The organism is Gilliamella sp. B2828, assembly GCF_026537125.1.
In the GTDB taxonomy this organism is placed as follows: domain Bacteria; phylum Pseudomonadota; class Gammaproteobacteria; order Enterobacterales; family Orbaceae; genus Gilliamella.
This window is the reverse complement of record NZ_JAFNMU010000005.1, coordinates 89,699-105,148: the sequence shown is the minus strand read 5'-3', so window position 1 is coordinate 105,148 and position 15,450 is coordinate 89,699. Positions and strand designations below refer to the sequence as shown.

General features: G+C 33.3%; 1 protein-coding gene. It reads right to left on the bottom strand.

What is annotated here, in order from left to right:
- Window positions 1-80 precede the first annotated feature (80 nt).
- A complete protein-coding gene (locus J3U19_RS06015) occupies window positions 81-14,963 on the bottom strand; it encodes a non-ribosomal peptide synthetase (protein WP_267345725.1) in 14,883 nt (4,960 codons plus the stop codon).
- Window positions 14,964-15,450: the final 487 nt, after the last annotated feature.

The window sequence follows — 15,450 nt, the reverse complement described above, 5'->3', positions numbered from 1 at the left end:
ATAAATGAAATTCATTATCTTTACCTAAAAAAACATCCCCTTAAAATAAGGTTCCTTTAAGGGGATGGTTAATATTAAGGTTATAACATCTGAGCTAAAATGTCTTGCTCATGAGATAAAATCGTGTAGTGATCACAATTTATCTCAACCAATTTTAATTGAGAGTTATCTTGCAAATAAGTATCAATGTTATTCAATGCATATTTTTCAGCTATGTCTTTACCTTGATCAATTTGTGTAGCTTTAAACAACACAACTTGAGTATGTTTTAATTTAGCTGATAACTGCTGGATAACTAGCTTGTTATCAATTTTTGCAAAAGTCTCAATCTGATCGCGCACATGTGCAGGTAGATTTAATCGATCCATAGCATGAGCAATGTTTACTGGATGATGATTCTGAACTAAATCCTGCTCTTTTAATAACCAAGAATCTAATAGATAAACTTCAATATTTTCGATTCCTTGTTGCTCAAGAAGTACTGCGATTTCTAACGCAATGTTGCCACCTAATGACCAACCAAGCAATTTGATTGGCTGATCTTTTGTTGCAACTTTACTGATATGATCCAGATAATATTGCGCTAAAACATTGAGATCCTCAATAGGTTTATCATGATATAAATTGTAAGAATCTACACCAAAACAGCTGTATTTTGAGGATAACTTATTCGCTAATGATTGATAAACATCACAACCGCCCAATCCAGGATGAATCATAAAAATTTGTGTTTTTTCATGATCAACCCTTAATTCCACAATAGGATTAAACTGTTCTTGAGCTGTTGAGATTTTTCTTGCTAATTCCCGAATCGTATTGACGCTTAAAATATCAACTAAACGCATTTTGATTTTAAAGGCATCATTAATTCGGTTATTAAGCATCATAGCCAAGATACTATTACCACCTAATCGGAAGAAACTATCTTGCATACTAATTTCTTCGGCAGGAATTTTAAGAATATTGGCAAAGACTTCACATAATGTTCTTTCGAGATCATTTTCTGGCGCGACATACTCAACCTTATCGGTAAGCTCTGGTTTTGGTAGCGCTCGACGATTTAACTTACCATTTGAAGTAATTGGTAATTCAGTTAAATATATGAATGCTGACGGAACCATATATCCCGGTAAAGTTTCATTTAAATGAGCTTGTAATAATTGGCTATCAATCTCCTTATTAGCTAGATAGTAAGCAACCAAATATTTACTGCCTGAAGCCTGCTCATAAGCAATAACGACGCTATGTTTAATTCCATCATACTGGGTCAATCGAGCTTCAATCTCACCAAGTTCAATTCTGAATCCACGAATTTTAACCTGGAAGTCATTACGACCTAAATATTCAATATTACCATCAGATAAAGCACGAACAAGATCGCCGGTTTTATAAATTCTAGCATTATAATCTTGTGCTTTTTCTGCTTCCGTTTGGAACGGATTAGCAATAAAGCGCTCATTTGATAATGGAATATTATTTAGATAACCTCTAGCAACATTATCACCACCAACATATAACTCACCTATTCCGCCAATTGGTACTGGCTGTAATAATTCATTGAGAACATAAGCCGAAGTATTAGCGATAGGTTTACCGATTAATACTTGGGAAATGTTTGGATTATTACAATCATAATAAAGCACATCAATGGTTGCTTCTGTTGGTCCATAAAGGTTATGTACCTTACAATTTGGCATCAACACATGACATTTTTTTACTTCATAAAGATTAAGTGCCTCACCACTACAGAACAGATATTTTAATCCCTGAACTTTTGGAACCAAATTAGGTTGCGCTTCTAAAGTTTCCACAAATGCAACTAACATTGATGGTACAAAATGTAATACCGTGATTTGTTCAGCTTCAATCAACTCCGCAAGATAAACATTATCTTTATAAAGTTCTGAGTGAGCGAAAACAATGCAGGCGCCATACCAATTCGCCCAAAATAGCTCCCACACCGAGACATCAAAGGTATAATTCGTTTTTTGTAAAATATGATCCTTTTCAGTAATCGGATATTCGTTATTCATCCAAATAATACGGTTAACCGCACCTTGGTGTTCTAACATTACACCTTTTGGCATACCGGTTGTACCACTTGTATAAATGACATAAGCTAAGTTTTTAGGCTGTGCTAATGGCGTTGGATTAGTTGTTGGATATTTACTTAAGCAATCAATTGTTTGTAAAGACTGTAAGTTCAATGCAACTTGATCCTCAGAAACTAAAGAATTGATCTTTTCATAACTTAAGTTAGTTGTTAATACAACTTTAGCTTTCGTATCTTTTATCATATAACTGAGACGATCTTCCGGCATATTAGGATCCATTGGTACATAAGCACCACCTGCCTTTAAGATAGCCAAGATACTTACTAACATGTATTTACAACGCTCAAGACATATTGCCACCAAATCATCAGGCTGAATATTAAAGTTTTCACGCAAATAATGTGCTAGCTGATTCGCTTGCTCATTAAGCTCTTGATAAGTCAAGCGGTCATGTTCATAGACTAAAGCTAGATTATTTGGTGTTCTTAATACTTGTCTTTCAAACAATTGATGCATTGTCACATCTGTTGGATAATCGCAACGCGTCTTATTCCAATCAAAGATTACTTTTTGATACGTCGAGTTATCTATCAGATGCAGCTCTGTTAAAGCGTGTTGCTGTTGATACATCTGTGTAAACTGCTTCAAGATTGATTGATAAATCGTGATATAGTGCTCAATGGTCTGCTGCTTATAGAGTTTAGTAGCATAATTGAACAAGCCTGATATTGCTGGTTTAGAATCATCAAGCATCACTGTCATATCAAACTTAGCAGCTTGATACCCTGCATTGTCATTATAATAACGTTGCAATAGAGTATCTTCTTTTCCTTCTTCACCAAATGATTGTACTCCGAACATCACTTGGAAAATAGGATGCCGCGAAATATCTTTTTCAATAGATAACGCATCAACTAAGCGCTCAAATGGTAAATCTTGATATTGTTGAGCTTGCGTAATTAATTCACTGGTCTGCAAAATAAACATTTTTAGGCTGTCGCTCGGTTCAATACACTTTCTTAATGCTAATGTATTGACAAAGAAACCGATGGTATTTTCTGTACCTTGATAATGTCTTCCTGCAATTGGCGAACCAATAACAATATCTTTTTGATTACTAAATGAACTAAGTAGTAAATAGAAACCACTAAGTAACACAGAATAAACACTAACATTGAGCTCTTTTGCTAATGAACGTATTTGTTCACTGATATCATAATCAAGTTCAAACAGAACATTTTGACCCGTATAATCAATTTGTTGTGGACGAGCATAATCAGTCGGTAAATTAAGCGGCTCAAAATTGGCCAGTTGTTCTTGCCAGAACTGTAACTGCTCAGTCAATATATCACCTTGCAAATACTCTCTTTGCCATAAAGCAAAGTCTTTATATTGTACTTCTACTGGTGGTAAATTGAGAACAACCTCTTGATTACGATCACCTAAAGATAAAGCCTCATAGTATTGATACAACTGTCTGAACTCATTAATGAACAGATCAATTGACCAACCATCAAATGCAATATGGTGGATCACAATGCTCATATAAGTCTCTTGATCAAATTGGTATCGACAAATCGAAATTGGTAATTCATGAGATAGCATAAATACTTTGTATACATGATTATGAATAGCTTTATCTAATTCAGATTGGCTATCACAATCATGATTTTCGATTGTCAATGGTTGCTCTTGCAAACTCATCACTTGTTGGTAGGCAACACCGTCTGTTGTGTTTTTAATTAATGAACGCAACACTTCATGGCGCTGAACAATTTCTTGTAACGCTTGCTCTACAAACAAAATATTGGTTTTTGGCAGAAGTTTGAACACTAATGGTATATTGTATGCGTTGCTACCTCCTTGATAACAATCAATAAACCACAAACGCTCCTGTGCAAAAGATAATCTTTGTTCATGCACATTAGCTACCTGATGTATGGTAATTGATTGACGTTTTTGGTGATTACCATCAATATATTTCGCTATTTCTTGAATGGTACGATAAGTAAAAATATCCCCCACACGCACATCACGCTCAAAAGTTTTGGCTATTTTACTTGACAGTTTAATAGCTAAAATACTGTTGCCACCTAATCTGAAGAAGTCATCAATCACACTTACAGAATCGATATCCATTCCCAATAGTTCAGCAATGTCGGCTACTAACTGTTGTTCTGTCACTGTGCTAGGAGCAACATAACTTTCTTGCATAACAAAGTTAGGCATTGGCAATGCTTTACGATCAATTTTACCATTAACGTTAACTGGCATTACCGTTAGATGAATAAAGGCTGATGGAATCATATACTCAGGTAATGTTTGTTCTAAGTAGCTGGTTAACTCGGCCTGATCTATGGCTGTATCAGAGACATAATAAGCAGCAAGATATTTATTACCTTGATTATTAGTCAGTGCCACAACAAGTCCTTGCTTAATTTGAGGATGACTAATTAATCGTGTTTCAATCTCACCTAATTCAATTCTGAAACCACGGACTTTAACCTGAAAATCATTACGACCAATATATTCAATATGACCATTTGGTAAATAACGAACTAGGTCCCCAGTTTTATAAATTCGAGTATTATAATTTCGCGCTTTTTCCTCACTGGTTTGGAATGGATTTGCGATAAATGACTGATTGGTCAACGTTGGGTTATTTAGGTAACCACGACCAACACCAGCACCACCGATGTATAATTCACCAATAACACCCTGAGGTACAGGACGTAAATATTCATCAAGAACATATAAAGTAACGTTATTAATGGCTTGTCCCAAGTCTGTATTTAGATCATCTTTATTATAACGATGAGCCATCGCCCAGACAGTCGTTTCACTTGGTCCATAAACATTAATTAACTTAATACCCTGCTGACAATAACGTTGTACCAATTTAGCATTAATAGCTTCACCACCAACGGTCAAAACAGGTACTGAAAGTAGTTCATCTTGATCAAGTAAAGCTGGTGGAATAAAGGCAAAATCAATATGTTGATCTTGAGTATATTTAGATAAGGCTATAAAGTCTAAACGTTTATCTTCCGACAGAATATGCAACTGATGGCCATTAAGTAAGGCGTTATATACTTCGAAAGCATGAGCATCAAAAATATAATTTGAATACCAAAGAACGTTTTTCTGATCTTGCTTATGATGACATGGCTGTAGATCTAAAATACCTTGCTGAACCGTTGCTAAATTAGCAATTCCATGATGTTCAATCATTACCCCTTTCGGTAGTCCAGTTGTACCACTTGTATAAATCACATACGCCAAATGGTGGGCTCGCGTCGAAGTGATCACATTGTGTTTATCAAACTGCGAAAGCTTGTTACTCAAAGATGGATCATCAACTGATATAACTTCCGGTTGCAGTTCAGTTTCTAGTTGGGTCAATTCTTTAGCATAATGAGCGTGGGTTATCACACCTTTTGCTTTAGTATCATTAAGAATTAATTCCACTCGTTCTTCTGGCGTGTTCGGACTGATAGGCACATAAGCAGCACCGGATTTTAATACAGCTAGAATACTTACTATCATATAGTGCGATTTATCTAAGTATAACGCAATTAAATCATCAGGTTGTACTGATAACTGTGATCGTAAATAATTTGCCAGTTCATTGGCTTGTTCATTCAGACTCTGATACGTTAATTTCGTATCTTCATAAACAACTGCAATAGAGTCAGGTGTTTTCTGAACTTGTTCTTCAAACAATTGGCTCACGAGTTTATGACGTTCAAATGGAACGATATTTCTTTGTTGATTAACGATTAATTGGTCATACTCTTGCTCAGTTAATAAATTGAGCGCATTTACCTCAATAGCTGGATTTTTAGCTAATTGTATTAAGGTTAATTCTATTCCTTTCAATACACGTTTTATAGCTGATTCATCAAATAGTTCCCCAGCATATTTGATTTTAATCGATATTTTACCTGCTGCCTCATAAACCACAATTCCGAGAGGATAATCCAGTTTTTCATGGCCGCCTTGGAACACAATTTTTAATTCATTTTCTTCTCTTTCTGATAATGGGTAATTTTCAAATACAAATAGTGAATTAAATAGACGTGTACCTGATTTTTGTAATTCAATCAGATTAATATTACTGTTATTATTCACATTATTAATGTGTGTTTGTAACATTTTGATGGTCTCAATAACGCTACCATCAGTATGCTCTAAAATTACAGGTAATGTATTAATATAAAGCCCGATAGAATTTTCTATACCATCAATAGGTAAGTTACGACCAGATACTGTCATACCCACAACGGTTGTTTTGGTATTACCAAAAATGCTTAACTGTTGATGCCAACAATATTGAACCAAAGCATTTAATGTAAACTCACTGTTTTTACACAGTGTTTTTAATTGTTCACACTGTTGTGAATTAAGTTCAATTGAAATCTCTTGTGGATTTTCAATATATTTATGTTCACCTAGGTTAACGTGATTTAGATCCGCTTTAAGTAAGCTTTCTAAATTCTCAGGTTCAAGCTCAACATTAAGGTATTGTTTCCAGAATGATGCTGTCTCATCGGTTTTACTTTGTAAATAAGATTGGGCAGCTAAATAGCTACTATCTTCATGGATAATTACCTCTTTTTGGTGTAATAAAGTTAAATAATTTTGATGCACATCATTAAGTAAGACTGGTAAACTCCAACCATCTAAAATAGCATGATGATTATTAAATAAACATCGATAATATTCATTGGAACATTTAATTAAGGAAACCCTAAACAGTTGACCTTTAGTTAAATCATAACCGACTTGTTCATCTTGTTTGATCAATTCACTCATACTGAGTTGTTGTTGCTCTTGAGTTTGATCACTAAGATCAATAAATTCCCAAGCAAAATCGGATTGTTTATCAATAATCTGTACCAGCTCTTCCACCCATGAGAAACGTAAACGCAATGAAGGGAATTTTTGCTGTGTAAGGTGCCATGCTTGTTCAAGCAAATTAATATCAAGTGAATTGTAATAATCCCATATCATTTGAATTCGATAGGCATTATCTGAATCACCTTGAGAAACAGCATGATATATAAAGCCTTGCTGTAAACTATTTGCAGGATAAATTGCCTCTATTTCTCTGTCACTTTGTAATGAATTAAGCAATGTTGAAGAGATGACACCATTAATATCAGATTGTGTTAAATAACTTCGTTCAATTAATGCTAATTGATCAATTAATTCATTAAGTTGTTGGGTAAAGGCAGTAACTAGAGCTTCACCGTGTTCGTTATTAACATATCCTGTAATAGCAAATTGTAATTGATCATCTAAAATACCACCATTAACGGATAAAAAGTCTGTCATGCGATTATTAGAAGACATTGATACACCACTATCTTCATCACTAAATCGCCATTTATTTACTTTTTCAGTACTATCAAATTGACCTAAATAGTTAAAACTTATCGCTGGTAAAGCTTGTTTGATATAACCAACTAAACAACCATAACCCACACCATGATTAGGTATTTCTCTTAATGAATCTTTAATCATGGCAACATTATTAGCAACATTATCGTTATTCACAATTAGCTTAACTGGATACATACTGGTAAACCAGCCAACAGTATTATTTATATCAATTTCATCAAAGAGCGCTTCTCGCCCATGACCTTCTAATAATATATAGTGATCATTACCACTGAATACCAGTTTTAACGCTTGTGCTAGTGCTGTTAATAAAATATCGTTAATTTCTGTACCATATACCTTATTAATTTGACTAAGTAAACGAGAGGTTTGTGTCTTAGACAGCTGCATTTTAGCTTGATATAGCGTATCAACACGGTGTTGATCAAGGTGATTATGATACTGATTAATATCAGCTAATATGCTTTGCCAATACGTCGGTTCTTGCTCACTCGCAATTAGTGTTGGGTATTGTTGTTGTTTATTTACCCATTGACGATAACTACTCCCTTTATCACCTAAAATATTTGTCACATTGATATTGGCATCAACAGATGATTGTTGGCTTATATATTGGTAAATAGCTTCTAGATCATCTTTAATGATACGCCAACTCACGGCATCAATATTTAAATGATGAGCAGCGATGTGAATACGTGCAGAATTATCATCAAAACCAGTTAAATAACCAATATGACATAATATTCCTTGATCAAAAGTAAAATTACTTTGCCAATCAGTTAATAATTGATGAATGTCATTTTGTGACCAACCTGTTACATTCTGGGTAGAAAATGGCAACATATCAGGTAGTGATTGATAAGTTGCAACTGTATGACGATAATTAACCCGTAACATATCATGATATTCAAGCAATTTTTGTACACTTAGTTTGAGTAACTCAATGTTAAGCATTGGAACCTTAAGTAAAAATGCTTGGTTCCAATGATGATGATCTGGGAATCTTCCGACTTCAACTTCTTTAAAGAACCACTGTTGAATAGGAGAAAGCTCAAGACTTCCTGATAAGATCCCTTGCTCAGTTTCAACACTGATTTTTGAATCATGTCGATTATTTATCACATGATGACTTAAAGCTTGTACTGTTCTTAAATTGAAGATATCTTTAATTGAAAGATAATAATTAAGAGCTTGTTTAATTCGGTTGGTAAGTTGAATACTACTAATACTATCCCCACCGAGTTTGAAAAAGTCATCATGAATACTGATTTCATTCGCTTGTAAACCAAGAATATTTGCAAAGGTTTGACAGAAAATAGCTTCGGTTTCATTTGTTGGACCGACATAGTTTTTCTCATCAATGAGCTGTGGTGTCGGTAACGCTTTACGATCCAATTTACCATTCATATTCATTGGCATAGCATCAAGATGAATAAAGGCAGCTGGGATCATATATTCAGGAAGTGATTGTTGTAAATAAACAACGAGTTGTTCTTGGCTCAATGGTTGTTTAGAAACATAATAAGCTGCAATATATTTAGCACCAGCACTATTTTTTAAAGCTAGTACGGCAGCTTGATGAATCTCAGCGTGGCTGACTAAACACGTTTCAATTTCTGCAAGTTCAATTCTAAATCCACGAATTTTAACTTGGAAGTCATTACGACCAATATAATCAATATTGCCATCCGCTAAATAACGCACTAAATCGCCAGTTTTATAGATTCTCCCATTATAATTTTGAGCTTTTTCAACGACAGTCTGGAATGGATTTTGAATAAACACTTTATCTGTCAGTTCAGGTTTATTTAAATAACCTCGACCAACACCTTCACCACCAACATAAAGTTCACCAATTGCCCCCATAGGTACAGGACGACGTTGTTCATCTAGAATATAGAGTGAAGTATTTGTCAATGCTTTACCGATTGGAACACTGTAAGTGAATGGTTCTTGCGTTAAATTAGTCAAATTTGTAACGGCAAAGACAGTGGTTTCAGTTGGACCATAAGCATTAACAACATTCACATGTGGATAAAGTTGATGACACTTATTAATATGATGCGCTGATAAAGCTTCACCACCCACAAAAATGTAATTTAATAAATTTAAATTAGCAACTTCATTATCGACTAATGCATTGAAAAAAGTTGTTGTACAACAGAAATTTGTAATTTTTTTATCAGCAATTAACGCATTAAACTGATCTAAATCTAAAAATGTCTCTTTTTCAGCAATAACCAGTGGTATACCATTAAGTATCGGAGTATAGAAATCGTAAACAGAACCGTCAAATTGATAACCTGAGATACTTAATAAACGATCGTTCGGATTAATTTTGACATAATTAGCATTAACAATAAAGTTGTTAAGATTCTGATGCTCTATAAGCGTTCCTTTTGGATTCCCTGTTGTTCCACTTGTATAGATAACATAAGCTAAATCATGTGGATTCGCTTTAATTAAAAGATTATCTTTTGCATAATTTTGTAAATTATCATGAAAATCAGCTTGATCAACAGCCAATATTGATAAATTAGGCGCTAAACCAGTTAATTTATCACAATGATTTTTAGTCGTAAGAACGGCTTTGACTTTTGCATCTTGCATAATGAACTGATTACGTGGATCTGGAGCATTTGGATCCAATGGAACATAAGCCCCACCTGCTTTCAAAATGGCTAAGAAGCAGATCAGGATATATTGAGAACGATCAAGGTAAAGACCAATCAAATCATTAGGTTTTATATCAAAGTGTTCTTGCAGATAACGTGCCAACTGATTAGCTTGCTCATTTATTTGTTGATAAGATAATTCAGTATCTTGGAAAATTACTGCAATATTATTAGGTACTTGATTAACTTTTTCCTCAAATAATTCCGCAACAGATTTATTTCTTGCATAAGGTTGAAACGGTTTATTTTTTTCAAAAACCAATTGATTGAAAGTAGCCGCATCCACTAAACGCATTTCTGTCAATGGTTTTTCTGACTCACACATTTGAGAAAACTGCTCTAAAATAGTTTGATAAATGGTGATGTAATGCTCAATTGTTTCTTTACGATACAGTTTGCAAGCATAATTAAATAAGCCTGTGATAACTGATTTAGAGTCATCAAGCATTACTGTCATATCAAACTTAGCTGATTGATAATTAACAATTTCACTTTGGTATAAAGATAATAATTCTTCTGTTTTACCATTTCGTATCGCTGCCCCGAATGACTGTACGCCAAACATTACTTGGAATATTGGATGACGAGAAGAATCTTTTTCAATCGCTAATGCATCAACTAATCGTTCAAATGGCAAATCTTGATATTGTTGAGCTTGGGTTACTAGCTCACTTGTCTGTAATATAAATGATTTTAAACTATCTTTAGGCTCAATACATTTGCGTAATGCTAAAGTATTAACAAAAAAGCCGATGGTATTTTCAATGCCTGAATAATTTCTACCAGCAATCGGTGAACCAACAACCACATCTTTTTGATTACTAAAGGTGCCTAATAATAAATAAAAGCCACTCAATAATACCGAATAAACACTCACATTAAGCTCATTGGCAAGTGAACGGATTTGTTGACTTAATTGCTCGTTCAGTTCAAAAGTAACATCATGACCACTGTAATCAATCTCCCTTGGACGCGAATAATCGGTAGGCAAATTAAGTTGTTCAAAATCTTCTAATTGCCCTTTCCAGAAATTCAATTGATTATTTAAAAAATCACCTTGTAATAGATTACGTTGCCATAAAGCAAAGTCTTTATATTGCACTTCAACGGCTGGTAAACGTAATGTTTCTGCGTACTGACTATCTCCTTGAGATAAGGCTGTAACGTAATGATAAAGATTGACTAATTCATCTAAAAAGATATCAGTTGACCAACCATCAAATGCAATATGATGAATGACAATACTTAAATAATTATCACCGGCAAATTGATAACAACAAACAGAAATTGGTAATTCTTCGGATAAAATAAAGGTTTTATGTAGATCATCATAAATTGCAGCTTCAAGCTCAGCTTTGTTTGAACAATTTTGTTTATTGATCTTCCAAGAGAACTGTTGTAAATCAATTACTTGTTGATATCCAATTCCCTGAGCATTGGTTTTAATTAGTGAACGTAAAACTTCATGTCGATCAATAATTGCATGTATTGCTTTTTCAAGTATATTAATATCTGTGTTGCTTTTAAGCTTGAATACCAATGGAACATTATAAGCATTACTGCCACCTTCATAAGAATCAATAAACCACAGACGTTCTTGAGCAAAGGATAATAATTGTTGCTCAATATGCTCAACTGGCATCACACTTATTGATTGTCTTCTTTCTTGATTTTTATCAATAAATTGAGCTATTTTTTGCGCAGTACGGAAAGTGAAAATATCAGCAACACGAATAGAGCGGTCAAATTCTCGAGTTAACTTACTTGACAATTTAATAGCCAAAATACTATTGCCGCCCAAACGGAAAAAATCATCAGTAACACTGATAGCACTCGCTTCAAATCCTAATAAACTGGCGATAGACTCTACAATCGAATGCTCAATGGTTGAACTAGGTGCAACATAGCTACTTTGGGTTAGTAACACTGGTTTTGGTAATGCTCTTTGATCAATTTTACCATTGATAGTTACAGGCATAACCAGTAGATGTATAAATGTTGAAGGTACCATATATTCAGGTATCACATTCAATAAATACGCTGCCAATTCTGCTGAGTCAAGTTCATTATCAGCGACATAATATGCAGCTAAATATTTATAACCGCTTTGATTATTTAAAGCTAACACTGTCGCTTGTTTAATCTGTGGATGCATCATTAAATGAGTTTCGATCTCACCAAGCTCTATACGGAAACCACGAATTTTTACTTGAAAGTCATTACGACCAATATATTCAATGTTGCCATCTGGTAAGAAACGGACTAAATCACCTGTTTTATAGATACGGTCATTGTAATTTTGCTTTCTTTCATCTTCGGTTTGAAATGGATTCTTAATGAACACTTTATTTGTCATTTCAACATTGTTCAGATAACCACGACCAACACCTGCGCCACCAATATAAAGTTCTCCAATACAGCCAATAGGAACTGGGCGACGTTGTGGATTTAAAACATATACCGATGTATTTGGTAATGGTACGCCGATAGGTACATTGTTAGTGAATGATGTTTGACTTTGGTTCGTTAAATAAGTTGTAGCAAGCGTAGTCGTTTCTGTTGGACCATAGGCATTCACGAGTTTTACATTTGGATACAATTTAAGAAATTTATTGACGTGAACAGCTGATAAGGCTTCTCCTCCAGCTAGAATATAACGCAATTTTGCTAAATTAGGTAATTGAGCATCAACTAACGTATTGAAAAATGTAGATATAGCAAGGAAATTGGTAATGTGATGTTGCTCAATTAATTGATTAAATTTATCTAAATCTAAGAGATTTTCTTTAGCAGTAATAACTACTCCAGCGCCATTCAGTAAAGCACTGAATATTTCATAAATTGATGCATCAAAATGATATCCTGCAATACATACTATGCGATCTGTCTCGTCAACTTCAACATAATTAGCTCCAATAATTAAGCGATTAACGTTATGTTGCTCAATTAAAGTTCCTTTCGGATTACCGGTTGTTCCACTGGTATAAATGACATAAGCTAAATCATTTGGTTTAGTTTCAATAATAGTATTATCTGTTGAATAATTTTGTAAGGTTGTAATAAAAGAAGAATCATCAACCGGAACACTTTCCACCGTTGGCATTAATACATTCAATTTATCAACGTAATGAGAATGTGTTATCACTGCACGAATATTTGCATCTTCTAAAATATATTTGTTGCGCTCTGAAGGTGCTGTTGGATCTATTGGAACATAAGCTGCTCCTGATTTAAGCACAGCTAAAATAGCAACAATAATTTGTTCTGTACGATCTAAGTAAAGTCCAACTAAATCATTCGGTTTGATCGAAAAATGCTCTTGAAGATAATGAGCAAATTGATTTGCTTTGGAATTTAATTCAGCGTAAGACATTTCAATGTTTTCAAAAAGCACAGCAGCATTGTTTGGTGTTTTTTGACATTGTTCTTCAAATAATTGAGCAATGATTTTATCACTTTGATACGGTTGTTGAGTCTGATTTATATCATGAATTAAAACTTTTAAGTCATCTTCATTAAGAAACTCAATGTCATTTATTGAAATATCGGCTTGATCATTGCTTAAATAGTCAAGTAACTTTATAAACAGTCTTTGATAGAATTTCACAAGTTGTTCTACCAGTTGTTTATCTAATTGTTGTTCACTAAATTTAACGCGATAATTAATCTGGTTATTATATTCTTCTTGTTCAAATACTAATTTATTTGATAAATCTATCTGAAATTCATGATTAACGGCTCCATCAATCATTCCATTAAGATTCATTTTATGGTCACGAAGGAATGTTTGCACAAATGCCACATCAAGAACATTAGCATTTTCAGCAAACTGCATAATATCGTAAATAGGTAAGTATTTTGCGCCTGTCTGTTTCACCTTTTTATAATGAACCAAAATATTTTGTATAACAGATTCTAAAGTTGAATCCTCTTCAAAATGGTAAACAACAGGTAATGTATTAATGTGAGCGCCATATATTAATTCTTTACCTTCATTAAACGCTATTGGGTAAACAAGAGGAATTGCACTTTGAGATGTCATTTTATTTAACAACAAAGCCATTACCAATTGACCGAATAAATATGGTGTTATTTTATGTTTACGTCGTATTGCTTTAATTTGATTATAAATATTTTCATCATAGCTAAAAGTAAATTCACTTATATAAGGCTTAAACGAATTTGATTGCTTTGGTTTTTCGGTTGATAACTTTAAGAAAGTTAAGTCGATATTTTTTACATCTTGTAACTCTTCTTTCCAGAAATCTTCCATCTGCTGTCTTTGTGCGTTTAAAATTTCATGATAAGAATCGTTTAATTTTTGATGCATTTGAGCTTGAACCTCATATGACGGTAGCTCATAAGGTATATCGTTATAGTATTGACCAAGTTTGTCCCAAAACTCTTGAGTACTTACACCATCAACTAAAATATGATGAAAGACTAAAATAATTCGATATTGTTGATGACCAACTTGAATTATATGAAGTCTGGCAGGAATATCCTTCTCTAAATCAAAGGGCTCAGCAACAATTTTACTGATATCTTCATTACTTAAAGGTTTATCGTGATAAACGATTACTGTCTTTAAATTTTCTTCTGTAATTGATTCTCTTTTTTGCCAAAAAATACCATCGTCCTGATTTACAACGTAACTCTTAAAAACAAAATGCTCATTAATAATTTTTTTAAAACTTTCGGAAAATTTTCTAAGATTAAGTTCTCCAGAGATTATATTATCAGAAACGATGTTGTAATCGCTCCTTGATGGGTTTGCTAGCCATTCGTAATAAAAAATTGATTGATAGGGCGTAAGTTTTATTTTTTTCATCTTTTTTGCCTATAAAAAATAGAATTAATTTTATAAATTTATAATCATTTTTGTACTGCTCCATTTTGTACTACAAAAAAGCTTTCAAATCCTTTATGAAAACTTAGTAATTAACGTCATTAATTGATTCGTTCTTTACAAACGACAATATTATATAGATTATCTGTTCATGTAAACTGTTTAAATAAAAACTGCATTAACTTTTTGTTTTTTTTAACATTTTAACGGTTAAATTGTATACAAAGTAAGTTTTCCGGCAGGTCATAAAAATGAGGGTTTTTAAGCAGAAATATTTTTTTTTATTTATAATCAATATGTTAAAAAAAATTATAAACGTTAACAAAACTTTAATTTTTTTTACAAAATTTTTTTAGTAGTTAAATTACGGTGACTTTGGTTAGTTTTTGGTCAAATTACATAGAGAGGGGGAATCAAATTTAAGGATTACCCTATAAATTAATGTTTGGTATTTAATTGTTAATTTTTC